Annotated in this window: 13 protein-coding genes and 1 tRNA gene; all 14 read left to right on the top strand. The window is 61.2% G+C overall.

The genetic code is table 11. The features are described 5' to 3' along the window. Nucleotides 1-20: 20 nt before the first annotated feature. The 14 genes from I2H19_RS02805 to I2H19_RS02870 all read left to right on the top strand — a co-directional run bounded on the left by I2H19_RS02805 (nt 21) and on the right by I2H19_RS02870 (nt 15,156). A complete protein-coding gene (locus I2H19_RS02805; RefSeq protein WP_117821523.1) occupies nt 21-488 on the top strand; it encodes a YfcE family phosphodiesterase in 468 nt (155 codons plus the stop codon). A 409-nt stretch (nt 489-897) separates the two neighbouring features. Next, a tRNA-Asp gene (locus tag I2H19_RS02810) sits at nt 898-975 on the top strand. A gap of 343 nt (nt 976-1,318) precedes the next feature. Beyond that, the gene (locus tag I2H19_RS02815; RefSeq protein WP_138341664.1) at nt 1,319-1,804 is read left to right on the top strand and encodes an RrF2 family transcriptional regulator; all 486 of its coding nucleotides are present in this window, start codon (nt 1,319-1,321) and stop codon (nt 1,802-1,804) included. A 21-nt stretch (nt 1,805-1,825) separates the two neighbouring features. Then, nucleotides 1,826-2,731 carry an HhH-GPD family protein gene (locus I2H19_RS02820; protein ID WP_195621117.1) on the top strand — a complete coding sequence of 302 codons (906 nt, stop codon included), beginning with the start codon at nt 1,826-1,828 and terminating at the stop codon, nt 2,729-2,731. Nucleotides 2,732-2,845: 114 nt separating this feature from the next. Further along, nucleotides 2,846-3,385 (top strand): rubrerythrin, encoded by a 540-nt coding sequence (rbr, locus tag I2H19_RS02825; RefSeq protein ID WP_035136761.1) that lies wholly within the window; start codon nt 2,846-2,848, stop codon nt 3,383-3,385. 279 nt (nt 3,386-3,664) lie between these two features. Next, complete coding sequence (locus I2H19_RS02830) at nt 3,665-4,297, top strand: hypothetical protein (protein WP_195621118.1); 633 nt, start codon at nt 3,665-3,667, stop codon at nt 4,295-4,297. A gap of 434 nt (nt 4,298-4,731) precedes the next feature. Next, nucleotides 4,732-5,166 (top strand): hypothetical protein, encoded by a 435-nt coding sequence (locus I2H19_RS02835; protein ID WP_195621119.1) that lies wholly within the window; start codon nt 4,732-4,734, stop codon nt 5,164-5,166. 123 nt (nt 5,167-5,289) lie between these two features. Then, nucleotides 5,290-5,820: a DUF6036 family nucleotidyltransferase gene (locus tag I2H19_RS02840; protein WP_195621121.1), complete on the top strand. Its 531-nt coding sequence runs from the start codon at nt 5,290-5,292 to the stop codon at nt 5,818-5,820. Continuing rightward, complete coding sequence (locus tag I2H19_RS02845) at nt 5,817-6,380, top strand: transcriptional regulator (protein WP_195621123.1); 564 nt, start codon at nt 5,817-5,819, stop codon at nt 6,378-6,380. Before I2H19_RS02840 ends, I2H19_RS02845 begins: the two co-directional genes overlap by 4 nt. A 51-nt stretch (nt 6,381-6,431) precedes the next feature. After that, the gene (locus I2H19_RS02850) at nt 6,432-7,787 is read left to right on the top strand and encodes a DNA recombination protein RmuC (protein ID WP_195621125.1); all 1,356 of its coding nucleotides are present in this window, start codon (nt 6,432-6,434) and stop codon (nt 7,785-7,787) included. Between the two features lie 125 nt (nt 7,788-7,912). Next, on the top strand, nt 7,913-9,715 hold the full coding sequence (locus tag I2H19_RS02855) for an ABC transporter ATP-binding protein (protein WP_195621127.1): 1,803 nt from the start codon (nt 7,913-7,915) through the stop codon (nt 9,713-9,715). A gap of 63 nt (nt 9,716-9,778) precedes the next feature. Further along, a complete protein-coding gene (gene nth, locus I2H19_RS02860) occupies nt 9,779-10,444 on the top strand; it encodes an endonuclease III (RefSeq protein WP_035136768.1) in 666 nt (221 codons plus the stop codon). Nucleotides 10,445-10,603: 159 nt separating this feature from the next. Next, complete coding sequence (mfd, locus tag I2H19_RS02865) at nt 10,604-14,236, top strand: transcription-repair coupling factor (RefSeq protein WP_195621128.1); 3,633 nt, start codon at nt 10,604-10,606, stop codon at nt 14,234-14,236. Between the two features lie 56 nt (nt 14,237-14,292). Next, a complete protein-coding gene (locus tag I2H19_RS02870) occupies nt 14,293-15,156 on the top strand; it encodes a phosphatase PAP2 family protein (RefSeq protein ID WP_195621129.1) in 864 nt (287 codons plus the stop codon). Nucleotides 15,157-15,177 lie beyond the last annotated feature (21 nt).

Here is a 15,177-nt window from a genome sequence, read left to right on the forward strand (position 1 = left end):
TTTTTTGCGGAAGGGATCCCATGAACAGTGCAAGCGCCAAGCGTATCGACATCATCTCGGACACCCACGGCTATTTATCGCCTGCGCTCCTGGATGAGCTTGAGGGCGCAGACCTGATTATCCACGCCGGCGACCTCACGTCAGAGATGGACTACGAGCACCTATGCACCATCGCCCCCGTACGGGCCGTACTGGGCAACAACGATTACTACCGCGACTACGGTCCCGATGTAGACCGTCTTGCGCTCTTTACCTACGAAGGCCTCAAATTCGCCGTAGCCCACTACCGCGAAGACCTTCCGGTGGGATCCGTAGACGTAGCCATCAACGGCCACACCCACGTAACCAAAGAAGCCCAAGTGGGCCGTTGCTTAGTCCTCAACCCGGGCAGCGCCAGCTACCCCAGAGGCACCCGAGGCCCCACCATGGCCAGAATGCTCGTCAAAGACGGCAAGATCATAAGCACCAAGTTTATTGACCTAGACTAACCGCAACAAAAACGGGGGATGCACAATGCATCTCCCGTTTCCATTTGAGCCAAAGGCGGAGCTTCAGCAAGATTCATCAGACCAACCCCGCCGAGGAGCACGCGGGCTAGCCGCGCAGCGGCGCACGCCCGCAAAACTGGTTGAATAATGTGACGGCAGGGAGGGTCTCCGGGGCTGAGAGCGGGGGTTAAGTTTGTCGCGAGTTCCGCACGCAAAGGAAAGCACTTAATGTGCTTTCCGTCTTGCGCAGGACTGTAGAGCAGCAAACTTAACCCCCGCCCTCAGCCCCGGAGACCCTCCCGGATGGCCCCAAAAAATTTTTCAAAAAAGTTGTTGCGCGCCGGACAGACTTCTGTGTATACTAATCCCCGCAGCGCACGCGAGCGGAAACAAACGCGAACGTCTGCCTGGGGAGTTAGCTCAGTTTGGTTAGAGCGCCGGCCTGTCACGTCGGAGGTCGCGGGTTCGAGCCCCGTACTTCCCGCCAACGCAATTAAAGCCACGTCTTCGGACGTGGCTTTTTGCGTTTGATAGGACCTTGATCCCATCGGCCCCTTTCGCCCAAAAGCAAATCCTTCCAATTCCCGGACAAGCTCCGTTTGAGGCATGTGCTCATACAAGGCGTTTGTTGCGCAACACCAGTTCAACGAAGCAGGGGGTTAGGTTATACTCAATTGCACTGTGGGCCGTTTTTGATGCAAGAGGCTTCAAAAACGGCATTCAGCGGGCGCCCGTTTTGCTATTTGGGCGTCCATACGGTCATTGGTGTCTCGACGTAAGCTCGGCCCCGGAGCTCGTTCGAGCTGTTCCTATTCCTTGAAAGGGGAAAAATGGACATATCGAGGAAGACTGATTACGCCCTTCGCATGCTCGCGATGCTTGCCGAGGACCCGGAGCGTCTGCTTTCTGTTCGCACCGCTGCCGAAGAGGTCAATGTCCCGTATTCGTTTGCCCGCTCGATTCAGCACGGTTTGGTCCAGGCCGGTATTGTGGAGAGCCTGCGTGGCGTCCACGGTGGCATGCGTCTCAAGGTTAGTCCGGACGACGTCACTATCCGCCAGGTCGTCGAGGCCGTTCAGGGTCCTATGGTTATGAACGATTGCACCGCGCCCGATGGTGACTGTGCGCGCATGGGCGCGTGCTGCTATCATCCCCTGTGGGCCGGAGCTCAGGCGTTGATGCGCGACTACCTCGATTCCGTTTCGCTCGGCGACATCGTCGCTCACCGCCAGTTCCCGGCCGTCGATCCCAAGTTCGCCGACCGCGAAGCGTTTCCCGAGTACGCCACCTGCGCGTGCGCTTACCGGGAGGAATAGCGCCGCATAAGGAGCATAGCCATGATTCAGGACCCCTTTCGTTCGATGATTCGTTCGGAAGGGGTCCTGCGTTATCGCGACCTTCCGTGGCGCCGTACACGCGATCCGTACATCATTTGGCTTTCTGAGGTCATGTTGCAGCAAACACAGGTGCCGCGTGTGGAGGCGCGCATGCCGGTGTGGCTCAATCGTTTTCCGACCGTGCAGGCGCTTGCCCAGGCCGCGCCTTCGGATGTTTTGGACGCTTGGCAGGGGATGGGCTACAACCGACGCGCTCTGGCGCTTCACGGGGCCGCTCAGCGCGTTGTAGAGGACTGGGGCGGGGAGTTTCCGCGTGAGACGCGTGACTTGGTCGCTCTGCCTGGTATTGGCCCGGCAACGGCGCAGGGCATCCGTTCGTTTGCGTTTGATCTTCCGGGCGTGTATCTGGAGACCAACGTGCGCACGGTCTTTTTGCATCATTTCTTTCCCGATGTGCCGGCCGTTCCCGATCGCGAGCTGGTGCCGCTGATCCAAGCTGCTTGTCCGGCGGCCCCTGGTGCGGCGGCGGATGAGATTGCGCCCTTTGCCGCGCCTCAAGACGATGCCGACACGCCGCGCGCGTGGTATTACGCGTTGCTGGATTACGGCGCGTATCTTAAAAAGACGCTGCCCAATCCGTCCAGGCGGTCGGCGAGCTATAGTCGTCAGTCCAAGTTTGAGGGCTCGCGTCGCCAAAAGCGCGCGCATATCGTGCGTATGTTGCTGGCAGCGCGCGATGGGCAGCCGGCGGGGATTACGCTTGCTGATGCCGTGGTGGGCGTTAACGAGATGGAAGCGGCAGCCGGTCGCGGGCCGGTCGAGTGCGACTTGATCGCGGGTATTCTAGCTGACCTGGAGCGTGAGGGCTTTTGCCGAGCCGAGGGCGATCGCTGGCTGAGCATCTAGCCTGTGCAAATCTGAAGAACAGGATTGTAAGGTTTAGATTTTCGGCATGAGGGCATCCTAAAGACAAGGCCGCTCGAAGCCTACGGGCGGCATGCGTTGAAGGGAAGTACACCTATGGATTTTGAGAATTCCCAAACCAAGAAGAACCTCGAGACCGCTTTTGCCGGTGAGTCCCAGGCACACACCAAGTATCGCTACTATGCCTCCAAGGCCAAGAAGGACGGCTACGTTCAGATCTCGAACATCTTTGCCGAGACGGCTGGCAACGAGTCCGAGCACGCCAAACTGTGGTTTAAGTATCTGCACGATGGCGCCGTCCCCGACACCCTGGACAATCTGCGCGATGCCGCCGCAGGAGAGAACTACGAGTGGACCACGATGTACGACGAGTTTGCCAAGACCGCCGAAGAGGAGGGCTTTGTCGAGATCGCCGAGAAGTTCCGTGGTGTCGCCGCCGTCGAGAAGGCCCACGAGGAGCGCTACAACAAACTCGTCGAGCGCATCGAGTCGGGCGAGGTGTTTGAGCGTGAGGGCGTGAAGGTGTGGAAGTGCCTGAACTGCGGGCACCTGCACGTTGGTGCCGAGGCGCCTGAGGTGTGCCCGGTGTGTAACCACCCGAAGGCGTACTTTGAGGAGCAGGTGGTGAACTACTAGCGCTTGGCGCTAGCGTGAGCTGGGCCGGGAGGGCCGGACTACCTTCCCTCCTCGCTCACGGCTTCGCAGGGTCGCGTTGAGGGAAGGTAGTCCGGCCCTCCCGGCCCGCTTTGGGTCGTCGCGTGCTCGCTACAGAAAAGCTGATAACTAAGTTTGTGTGCCGCCCCTATCGGGGCGGCACGTTTTTGTATGGGGACTGGTTGGGACGGCACCGTTCATGGGTGGGGTACACTGGGTGGCGACTTTTAGTTTATCTACTACCTGATGGGGTGTTTTTGTATGGGTAAGAAGTCTCGGGCTCGGGTTGCTGCGGCGGGAACTCGCAAGGATCCTGATCGTCGGGTTGCCGAGGGTAAAAAGGCCGATCGTGCTGAGAAGGACAAGAAGGTCGGGGCGCATGCTCATCCTGAGTGGGCGCCTCATTTGAATTCGGCTAGTGAGGATTTGACTGCCAAGTTGTTTACTCTGGTCGAGGTAATTTTGGGCGTGGTGCCCCTTGTGGTTATCGGTTTATTCTTGGCTTCGAAGGACGCTACGAGTGTCGATAAACTCACCGAGGTCTTTTCGCAGGACCCCTCGATGGTGGTCACGTTTATTTCTGCGTGCTTGCAGCCGTTTGTGGCGTACATGCTGTATATGGTCTACCGCAAATACTGCGAGGGTGATGCGGGCTTTGCCGCCGGCAACCTGATCGGTCTTTTGTGCTCCGAGATCCTACTGCTCAATATCCCGGGCGTCATCGGTATGGGCATCTTGCTGTGGCGTGTTTGGCGCAACGTCGCCCCGCACTTTGAGAGCTGGTTGTTTGAGCGCCGTGCAATGGGCGTGCTGGTCGACATCGCCGGGTCGCTCGTGATTCTCGTCTTGGCATTTATGTGCGCCACCGCCGCCCGAGGCCTTGCGGGAATGTAAAGCTGCCTTCACCGACTGCGGAGCACAGGGCGGGGAAACCTTTCCCTCTTGCTCACGGCTTCGCAGGGTCGCGCGAGGCAAAGGTTTCCCCGCCCTGCGCTCCGGCGTTGAGTCGTCGCATGCTCGTTACAGAAAAGCTGATAATAAGTTTGTGTGCCGCCCCTTTGGGGCGGCACTTTTTGTGGGGGGTCCCTGTCTTCACAATTTTCGTCAAGCTTTTGGTTAGATTTTGGCCAGTTGGCGTAAAGGCGGAAGTCCAAAAGATTGATGGCGAAAAAAGCTCAGAGAAAGTGCTGGTAGGGGAGTTGTTGAGCTTTTCGACAGCTTTTGAGCAAAAGAAACTTTGTGGCTATTGCCGGCGATTGCGTTGTCGCGGTCATGGCGGTGCGGGATGCTGGTCGTAAGCGTCGAATGCTCCGATTTTGGAGGCCAGCATGGATCTGTTTCTTGAGACTCCGCAGCAACAAGCTGAGCGCATGCTGCGTCAGCAGCAACGACTCATGGAGATGCAAATGCAAGGGGCGGCAGTCCAGCCCTTTGCGCAAAATGTCGTGCCCGCTGCTGTACCTGCAGCTGTGCCCGGGTGCGAATCGGCACCAGAGGCCTATTCCGTACAGCAAGATTCATATGCGCAGGAGCTCGCGTTCGACAAGCGCCGCACACGTCACCGCCGCGTGGGCCAGCGCCTGCGCACGTTAGCGATGATTGCGCTGATCCCGTTGGGACTCGCGGCAATCTTCTTGGCCTCATATGCCCTCACGTGCATTCTCAACGGCGCCTCGCCTAGTGAGGTGCTTCAGCATCTAGCGGCCCTGGGCCAGCGCCTAGGCGATGTCGCAACAACCGTCCGCGCCGGCTGGGAGAGTTAGCGTTTGTCACATTAGGGCTTCTAGGGTGTAGGGATTATCGCCACGAGTAGAATTCTTGCAATCTGTAGGTCCTGTCGTGCGACTGAATAGTATTATTGAAGATGAATAATAATAGGATTTGCTATGTATAAGCAGGATTTAGAGCGGACTCTTTTGGGCATTGACGAAGAGGCGGAGCTGGAAATAGGTCCAAGAGACGACAGGCCGAGCGTTGTATTGGTGGGAGGAAGCGCCTTCATGCTAAACGATGTAACGAATCGGTCGGTTACACATGACATTGATGTGTTTGAGGCAGACAGGTGCCTCCGCGAGATCATAGCTCGATATCCCGAGGTGAATGGTATGGCGGTGGCATATTGTAATCAGATGCCATTCAATTACGAAGATCGATTGATCCCCTTGGAGATTGGGGCGCGTTTTATTAGGTACTTTACGCCATCTTTGGAGGACATGGCGGTGATGAAGCTTTATGCCTATCGTCCGAACGACATCGTCGACCTCCATAGTCGAGCGTTTATCGACCGACTTGATTGGGATCTACTCGAGCGGCTTATATTCGACGATGGAGAGGCGCTGGCATCGTCGCCTTCGGAGCGGAGCTATCAAGAGATGGTCTGCGCATACAGGCAATACAAAAAGGAGGTGCTCGGTTGAATCTGACTTTTGAGGGATTTTTGAAAGGCTATTGCCGAGAGCTATCCGGACAGCAGTCGCTGAGTTTTAGAAAACTGCTTGAGCAGGCGACGACGGTTGCGCCGCGCGTGGCGGAGCCTCTATTTTTGCTCGCTTTGGCGCAAGGAAAAGCCGAATACGTTCTGGGTTTATCCGAGGGCTCGTGGATGGAAGAAGATTACCGAGGCGTTTTGTCCTTGTACGATCAAGCGGGTGGCATGGCGTCTCTATGCGCCAAAAGCGAGCTCCCTAACCGTTATGCCAACGTTTGGCGTGCGTATAGGGCGGTGAAGGAAAAGCCAGTGGCGGACAGAAGGATCAACGCCCTGATGCGAAAGAGAACATTGGGAGCGCTAGGAGAATCGGGCGTAACGCGCTACGGTCTCTGCCGCGATTTGAATCTGAATAAGGGAAACGTGTACGCATACTTAGCCGGCGATGACTCAAAGGTGAGCAGGGAGACGGCGCGCCGCATTATGGAATATGCGGAGGAGAGGGGCACCCAAGAAGGGGCCGGGCGCCCGGTGGGTGTGGCGGGGTAAGATTGATCGCGGTTTTGATTGATAATCGATTGGGTTTGTTGGGCGGAGTCTATGTCTGCTATTGATATTGCGCTTGTTGTGATTGCCTTGGTGGCGGTGGGGGTTGCTGTGGTTTGCGTCCTGCAGCTTAGGGGCCTTCGTGCCGAGTTGCGAGAGCGTGGCGGCAACGATGCGGAGACGCTTGCGGCGCTCGAGCAGGCCAACAGCGCGCTCGATGCCCTCAACGTCGCGCTGGCAGAAACCCGCCGCACGGCAAGCGCCATCGCGCAGCAGCAGACGACCGACGCCGCCGTAGAGCAGCAGCGCTACCTGACCATCGCGCGTGAGTTCTCGCAGGCTGGCGACCGTATGGATGACCTGCGCCGTGAGACGGCCCAACAGCTTGGCGCCAACCGCGAGGGCATCGAGCACCGCCTGGACAAGGTGCGCGAGACGGTCGATGCCCAGCTGGGCGCCATCCGCAAGGACAACAACGTTCAGCTCGATCAGATGCGCGCGACGGTGGACGAGAAACTCTCCCGTACGCTCAACGATCGCCTGTCTGCATCGTTTAAGCAGGTGAGCGACCAGCTCGAGGCCGTGTACAAGGGCCTGGGCGATATGCAATCTATCGCCACCGGCGTGGGCGACCTTAAGCGCGTGCTGGGCAATGTGAAGGCACGTGGCATTTTGGGCGAGGTGCAGCTGGGTGCAATCCTGGCGGACATCCTTACGCCCGACCAGTATCTGGAAAACGCCGCCACTAAGCCCGGCGCCTCGGAGCGCGTTGAGTTTGCCGTCAAACTGCCGGTAGACGAGGGCGATCCCGTGCTGCTGCCGATTGACTCCAAGTTTCCCGGCGATGCGTATGAGCACTTGCTCGACGCGCAAGAGTCGGGTGATGTCGAGGCCGTCGCCGCAGCGCGCAAGACGCTCGATATGATGGTGAAGCGCGAGGCCAAGGACATTTGCGAGAAGTACCTGAGCGTGCCCGCGACGACCAACTTTGGCATTCTGTTCGTGCCGTTTGAGGGCCTGTACGCCGAGGTCGTCAGCCGCCCCGGGCTTATCGAGACCCTGGGCCGCGACTATCACGTCAATGTTGCCGGCCCCAGCACCATGGCCGCCATCCTCAACAGCCTGCAGATGAGCTATCAGACGTTTAGGCTGCAAAAACGCACCGATGACGTGCTGCGCGTGCTTTCCGCCGTCAAGGCTGAGCTGCCGCGCTATCAGGCGGCGCTGCGTCGCGCGCAGCAGCAGATCGAGACCGCGGGCAAGACGGTCGAGGGCATTATCACCACGCGCACCAACGTTATGGAGCGCAAGCTCAAGGACATCGACGCGCTGGAGGATGCCGAGGAGGCCGACGCGATTCTGGGCTTGGAGTCCGCAGGCTTACTCGCGGGCCAGGAAGACGAGGGCTAGCCGCAACGGACGGCGGGGCGTCGGCGCAAGCGCGAGGCGCGGGCGCTTTTCGCATCGTGCTTGCCTGAAGTGCGCTTTAGTGTGCAACAATGGCGTTTCGCCCTATCAGACGTGAAAGGAAGCCCATGTCTCAGAGAAGCACCAGCCCGCTCAAGCGCTCCACCGTGCGCCGCACGTTGCAGCGTTTTTGGGATGTCACGCGCACGCAGCCGCTGATCGTCTTTCTCTCGGTATTCTCGTCGGCGGGCTATATCTTTTTGCTTACGTTTGCCAACACCTACGTGATGGCGCTTATCGTCGACCGCGTCCAGGCCGGCCCCGTGGCAGGCGACCAGGTGTTTGAGGTCTTTGGTCCTTACATTTTGGCGCTCGTGCTCGTTAACCTGGTAGGCCAGATCCTCTCCAAGCTGCAGGACTACACCGTCTACAAGCTCGAGATTGCGGGCAACTATCACCTGGCGCGCTTGTGCTTCGACACGCTCTCCAATCAATCCATGACATTCCACACCAGCCGATTCGGTGGATCGCTTGTGAGCCAGACGAGCCGTTTTATGAGCGGCTACACGGGTCTGGTGGACGTGACGGTGTATTCGCTCATTCCCACCATCACCTCGGTTGTCTGCACGGTGGTAGCACTTGCCCCGGTGGTGCCGACGTTTACCGTAATCCTGGTGGGCATCATGGTCGTCTACATCGCGTTTGTCTGGCTTATGTATAAGCGCATCATGCCGCTTTCGGCCGCGACGTCCGCCGCGCAGAACAAGCTGTCGGGCGTGCTGTCCGACGCGGTCACAAACATCCTGGCCGTCAAGACCTGTGGGCGCGAGGACTTTGAGCGCGACCTGTTCGATGCCGCCGACCGCGCCGCGCGCGACGCCGAGACGGTTTCGATGCACGCCATGATGCAGCGCAACTTTACGACCTCGGGCCTTATCGTCATTACCATGGCCGTGGTGAGTGTGTTCGTCGCGGGCGGCAACGCGTGGTTTGGCATCTCGGCCGGCACGCTCGTCATGATCTTTACCTATACGTATAACCTCACTATGCGTCTGAACTACGTGAGCTCCATGATGCAGCGCATCAACCGTGCGCTGGGCGATGCGGCCGAGATGACGCGCGTGCTGGACGAGCCGCGTTTGGTGGCAGACGACCCGGACGCCCCTGAGCTCAAAGTAACCGAGGGCGCGATTGATTTTGAGCACCTGAGCTTTGCGTACCGTGACGCTGCGGCGGGCGAGAACGTGTTCGATGACCTGACACTTCATGTGGCGGCGGGCCAGCGCGTGGGCCTGGTGGGCAAATCGGGCTCGGGTAAGACGACGCTCACCAAGCTGCTGCTGCGCCTGGACGATGTCCAGGGCGGCCGCGTGCTCGTGGACGGTCAGGATGTCTCGCGCTGCACGCAGCAAAGCCTGCGCCGCCAGGTTGCCTACGTGCCGCAGGAGGCGCTGCTGTTCCACCGCTCCATTCGCGAAAACATTGCCTACGGTCGTCCCAACGCCACTGATGAGCAGATTCGCGAAGCCGCGCGCCTGGCCAATGCCCTGGAGTTTATCGACCGATTGCCCCGTGGCTTTGACACCATGGTGGGTGAGCGCGGCGTCAAGCTCTCGGGCGGCCAGCGTCAGCGCGTGGCTATCGCCCGCGCCATCCTAACCGACGCGCCGATTCTAGTGCTCGACGAGGCGACCTCTGCCCTCGACAGCGAGTCCGAGGCGCTGGTGCAGGAGGCGCTCGAGAACCTGATGCGCGGGCGCACCTCCATTGTGGTGGCGCATCGCCTGTCCACCGTGGCGGCGCTCGACCGCATTGTGGTGTTGGCCGATGGTGAGATTGTCGAGGACGGCACGCATGCGCGGCTCGTCGAGGCGGGTGGCGAGTACGCGAGTCTGTGGAGCCGTCAGACCGGCGCATTCTTGGAGGCGTAAGCGTCTCGGACGTGGGACAATTGTGCCCATAAGTTTATTGTGCCGTTGAGCCGAGGAGTCGTTATGCCACGCGAGACCAATGCCGCCAAGCGCGAGCGCGCCATCGAGGTGTGTGAGCGCCTCAACCGTCGCTATGGCCCGGTCGAGTGCTTTTTGGACCACGAGAATCCCTTCCGCCTGCTGATCGCGGTGCTACTCTCGGCGCAAACGACCGACGCGCAGGTCAACAAGGTGACGCCGCGGCTGTTTGCCCAGTGGCCCACGCCCGAGGCCATGGCCGGGGCGAGCGTGGCTGACGTGGCGGACACCATTAAGTCACTCGGCTTTTATAAGAGTAAGGCCAAGCATGCCGTGGAGGCCGCCCAGATGATCGTTGCTGACTACGGCGGCGAGGTACCGGCCGACATGAAGGAGCTTGTAAAGCTGCCGGGCGTGGGGCGCAAGACGGCGAACATCGTACTCAACGTGGGGTACGGCATCGTGGAAGGCATCGCAGTGGATACGCACGTCAACCGCATTGCGCACCGCCTGATGCTGAGTCCCAAGACGCATGCCAAGGAGCCGCTCAAGACCGAGCAGGATCTGCTCAAGATTTTGCCGCACGAGTATTGGGAGTCGGTCAACCATCAGTGGATCACCTTCGGTCGCGAGATCTGCGATGCCCGCAAACCCAAGTGCGACGAGTGTCCGCTGGCAGATTTGTGCCCCAGCGTGCGCGTAGCGGGGTAGGGCGGAATGCATCTTCGTCTGGCGTTTTTTGCGGGGCCGGGTTTTGCCCTTGAGCAGGAGTCCTCTCCATGCGCTACCATGACAAACAATGATCTTTGACGTACGACCCGCCGAGCTTGCCCCGGCGGGCTTTTGGCGTTGCGATGCCGGAGGAACAGCATGCTCATTCACCGTATAGCCGCGCAGCTCTACACTGCCGAGGCGCTGCAGACCGTCGAGGCCGGGCTCGATTCTGGCGAGGATGTGACGCTGGCCGTGTCTCAGTCGGGTCGCACGCTTATGGCCGCCGCCCAGTTTGCGCGCCGTCCGCGCCCCACGGTCTACATTGTGAGCGGCGAGGACGCGGCCGATCGCGCTGCGCGCAGCCTGGCCGCCTATGTGGGCCTGGCGCACGTGTGCCGCTTTCCCGAGCGCAAGGACTACCCTTGGCGCGAGCAGGCGCCCGACGATGCCGTGGTGGCCCAGCGCTGCGAGGCGCTCGGGCGCATCGTGCGCGGCGATAACTGCATCATGGTTGCCTCGGCCCGCGCGCTGCTGCGCTGCGTGCCGCCGGTCGAGAGCCGCTATTGGGAGTCCACTACTTTTGCGGTGGGTGAGGAGATTCCCTTTGACGAGGTGCCGCAGCGTCTGGTGGGCATGGGCTACACCAACGCTGGCGCCGCGGACGCGCCCGGTCTGTTCCGCGTGCACGGCGACACCGTCGAGGTGTTTCCCGCGCAGGAAAAGGCGCCCGTGCGCATTGAGTTCTTTGGCGACGAGATTGACCGCATCCGCCGCATGGTGAGCTCAACGGGGCAGACCATCGGTAACGAGGACAGTATTGAGATCTTCCCCTGCCGTGAGCTGGCGCTTACCGACGAGGCCGTCCACAACATGCATGTGGCGCTCTATCGCGCCAGCCAGGACGACAGCAAGCTGGCGGCGCTGCTCGAGATGGTGGACGCGCGCATCGTCACGCCCGAGCTCGATCGCTTTTTGCCGGTGATGTACGGCCAGACTGTGAGCCCGCTGTCGCATGTGAGCGGCAAGGCGCTCGTGGTCCTGTCCGAGCCACGCTCGCTGTTCGACGACTGCCTGCGCGCCTACGAGGATATCGAGGCCCGTGCCGGCGAGGCGGGAGTCGACCGTCTGGACGGCTTGTACGTGCGTGCCCAGCAGCTTGACTTTGGTGCTCAGCAACGCCTGAACTACGTGAGCCTGATTCGTGCCGGCGGTGCGGTGACGGCCGAGCTCAAGATTGAGCAGCCGGCCATCGCGGGCTCTGACAATCGCTTTATGACGCGCATCCAGGAGGTCGTGGGCAAGCGCTACGCCTGCGTGTTTGCCATTCCCGACCGCGGCGCGCGCGAGTCGATGGAGCTTACCTTTGGCGACGAGGGCATCACCTTTGAGGAATCGCTGACCGCGGCGCCCGAAAACGCGGGTGTTATCGGCGACCGCGTGCGCGTGGCAGCGGCGGATTCTGCCGATCGCGCCGCACGCCAGGAGGCCCATGCTTCGATCCGCGAGCGCAAGGCAGATGCACTCAACGCTCGGTCGCTCGAGGCCGGTGCCGTCCAGGCCGCCGCCGGCGCCGCCGTGCCCACCATCTCGCGCGGACGCGTGACCTTTGTGGACGCCGCCCTGCCGCAGGGCGTGGTGGTGCCCGACGCCAACCTGGCCGTGTTCTCAATTGCCGACCTCAACGCCCGCATGGACGCCAACCGCGCGCGCAGCCGCCGCAAGGTGGACATTACGCAGATTACCTTCCCGTTTAAGCCGGGCGACTACGTCGTTCACGCCACCCACGGCATCGCGCTCTTTAGCGAGATCGCGCGCCAGGAAGTGGGCGGCAAGGAGCGCGACTACTTTTTGCTGGAATACGCCGACGGCGACAAGCTCTACGTGCCGCTGGAGCAGGTCGACCGCATCACGCGCTATGTTGGTCCCGACGGCGACAAGCCGCGCCTGACCAGACTCAACACCGCCGACTGGACGCGTGCCACCAACAAGGCGCGCAAGAATGCCAAAAAGCTGGCGTTTGACCTGGTTGACCTCTATACGCGCCGCTCATCGATCACCGGCATCGCCTGCCCGCCCGATACGCCCGAGCAGATCGAGATGGAGCAGAGCTTCCCCTACGACGAGACGCGCGACCAGCTGGAGGCCATCGCCGACATTAAGGCCGACATGGAGGCGCCCAAGCCCATGGACCGCCTGTTGTGCGGCGACGTGGGCTTTGGCAAGACCGAGGTCGCCCTGCGTGCGGCGTTTAAGTGCGTGGATTCCGGCCGACAGGTCATGGTGCTCTGCCCCACGACCATTCTGGCCCAGCAGCACTACGAGACGTTCTTTGAGCGCTTTGCCCCGTTTGGCCTTGAGGTCGAGGTGCTCAGCCGCTTCCGCACGCCGGCGCAGCAAAGGCGCGCGCTCAAGGCGTTTGCCGAGGGCACGATTGATGTGCTCATCGGCACGCACCGTCTGCTTTCGGCCGATGTGAACCCCAAGAACCTGGGCCTGGTGATTATCGACGAGGAGCAGCGCTTTGGCGTGCAGCACAAGGAGCAGCTCAAGAACCTGCGCGAACAGATTGACGTGCTCACGCTTTCGGCAACGCCCATTCCGCGAACCATGCAGATGGCCACGAGCGGCGTGCGCGACATGAGCCTGATCACCACGCCGCCGACCGGGCGCCGCCCCGTCATCGTGCACGTGGGGGAGTACGACCCCGACGTGGTGAGTGCGGCGATTCGCCTGGAGGTGGGCCGCGGCGGCCAGGTGTACTACGTGTCCAACCGCGTCAAGACCATCGACGACGCCGTGGCGCGCGTGCACGAGGCCGCGCCCGAGGCGCGCGTGGGCGTGGCGCACGGCAAGATGAGCCCGCGCGAGGTCGAGGACGTGATGATCGAGTTCGCGACCAAAAAGATCGATGTGCTCATCGCCACGACTATCGTGGAGAGCGGCATCGACAACGCGACGGCCAACACGCTCATCATCGAAGACTCGCAGCGCTTGGGTCTGGCGCAGCTCTACCAGCTCAAGGGCCGCGTTGGCCGTTCGGCCACGCAGGCATACGCGTACTTTATGTTCCCCGGCGAGCTGCCGCTGACCGAGGAGGCCACGGCGCGCCTGACCGCGCTCTCCGAGTTCCAAGACCTGGGCAGCGGCATGCGCATCGCCATGCGCGACCTGGAGATCCGCGGCGCCGGCTCGCTTATGGGTGCCGAGCAGCACGGCAACTTGTCGAGCGTGGGCTTTGACCTGTTTACGCAGATGCTGGGCCAGGCCGTGGCCGAGGCGCGCGGCGACGACGATGCCGGCGTGGAGGCCGCGAGCGTGGGCATTAACCTTCCGGCCGACTACTTCCTGTCCGAGGAGTACATGCCGGCCGTGGATCAGCGCGTGCTCGTGTACCGAAAGCTCGCGGCTGCCGAGGACTTGGAAAGCATTGACGAGGTGCAGGAGGAGACCGATGCCGCGCACGGCGAGCTGCCGTTGGCGGGGCTCAACCTGTTCAACCGTGCGCGCATCCGCATTCGCGGCGAGCGCCTGGGGCTCGAGAGCGTCACGCTCAGCGGCGGTCGCATCACGTTTTTGGGCGTCGACGTGCCCAAGAAGGTGGCCTTTGAGCTTAAGACCCGCTATGGCGCGGTGAACTTCCCCAAGAGCCGCAAGCTGTCGGTACCCTACAAGGCGGGTGCCGGTGCGGGCAGCGGCCTAGGCCGCGGTCTCGACGCCAACGACGGCACCGGCCCCGTGGCCGCGGCGCTCATGCTGCTGCAGCAGCTGGGCGCGTCCGACGATGACTAACGGGTCGACGCCGTAAACGCCCCATTTGGGCAATCTGGTTCCATCGAAAGGAAAGCATGTTCGGGTACATCTACAAGAAAGACGCCGCTGCTATCGCGGTTATCCTTGCCCTCTGCCTGGGCGTGGGCAGTTTCTTCGATTATCAGATCTCGAGCGCGCTGTTCAACATCGGCAGCATGTACGGCCGCTTTATCGAGGCGGCCGGCGAGCTGCCGTTTGAGCTGACGGCGAGCGTTGCGGGCGTTATGCTCGTGCGCTCGGCACGCCCCGATTCTAAGACGAGCAAGTGGCTTGCCGCGCTGGGCGTTCTGATCAACGTGGCCCTGGTCGGCTATGAGATCATTGGATCGCTCCGGGTTGGCGGCAAACTCATCGCGGCTCAGTTGGTGCTGACGTTTGTGCTGGTCATCGTCGCCAACCTTATCGTCTATCGCCTCACGCGCACGACCGAGCCCGACGAGCTCACGCGCTGGGCGTTGATGGTGCTGGCTGTGTGGGTCGCTCAAGCCATCATCCTCAACGTAGTCGTCAAGCCGCTGTGGTCGCGTCCGCGCATGCGCGTGATCGAGGTCACGCCGGGGCTCAATTTTCAGCCGTGGTGGGTGATCGGCAATCCCGACAAGTGGACCTATATCGCCGCCGGCGTGATCAAGGACGGGTTCAAGTCGTTTGCGAGCGGACACACGGCGCATGCGGCGATCGGCCTGATGCTCGCTGGGCTTCCCGCAGCGGCCTTTAAGGAAAAGCCTTCGCGTCGCCGCGTGATCTTTTGGGCGGCAGCGGCCGTCGCGGCGCTCGTCGCCTTTGGGCGCATCGTGATTGGAGCACACTTTTTGAGTGACGTGAGCTGCGGTTTTGCTCTGGTACTGGCACTTGAGTGTCTTGCCGCGCGCATTGCCTATCCGCACGGCGTACAATAGCTCCGTTTGAATCATCTGCCG

This window comes from Collinsella aerofaciens (assembly GCF_015560135.1).
GTDB lineage: Bacteria > Actinomycetota > Coriobacteriia > Coriobacteriales > Coriobacteriaceae > Collinsella > Collinsella aerofaciens_AN.

Bases quoted from the DNA above. Each gene is read 5' to 3' on its own strand.
- I2H19_RS02805 (WP_117821523.1), top strand. From the start codon at position 21: ATGAACAGTGCAAGCGCCAAGCGTATCGACATCATCTCGGACACCCAC.
- I2H19_RS02820 (WP_195621117.1), top strand. From the start codon at position 1,826: ATGATTCAGGACCCCTTTCGTTCGATGATTCGTTCGGAAGGGGTCCTG.
- I2H19_RS02850 (WP_195621125.1), top strand. From the start codon at position 6,432: ATGTCTGCTATTGATATTGCGCTTGTTGTGATTGCCTTGGTGGCGGTG.
- mfd (WP_195621128.1), top strand. From the start codon at position 10,604: ATGCTCATTCACCGTATAGCCGCGCAGCTCTACACTGCCGAGGCGCTG.
- I2H19_RS02815 (WP_138341664.1), top strand. From the start codon at position 1,319: ATGGACATATCGAGGAAGACTGATTACGCCCTTCGCATGCTCGCGATG.
- I2H19_RS02855 (WP_195621127.1), top strand. From the start codon at position 7,913: ATGTCTCAGAGAAGCACCAGCCCGCTCAAGCGCTCCACCGTGCGCCGC.
- I2H19_RS02840 (WP_195621121.1), top strand. From the start codon at position 5,290: ATGTATAAGCAGGATTTAGAGCGGACTCTTTTGGGCATTGACGAAGAG.
- nth (WP_035136768.1), top strand. From the start codon at position 9,779: ATGCCACGCGAGACCAATGCCGCCAAGCGCGAGCGCGCCATCGAGGTG.
- I2H19_RS02870 (WP_195621129.1), top strand. From the start codon at position 14,293: ATGTTCGGGTACATCTACAAGAAAGACGCCGCTGCTATCGCGGTTATC.
- rbr (WP_035136761.1), top strand. From the start codon at position 2,846: ATGGATTTTGAGAATTCCCAAACCAAGAAGAACCTCGAGACCGCTTTT.
- I2H19_RS02835 (WP_195621119.1), top strand. From the start codon at position 4,732: ATGGATCTGTTTCTTGAGACTCCGCAGCAACAAGCTGAGCGCATGCTG.
- I2H19_RS02830 (WP_195621118.1), top strand. From the start codon at position 3,665: ATGGGTAAGAAGTCTCGGGCTCGGGTTGCTGCGGCGGGAACTCGCAAG.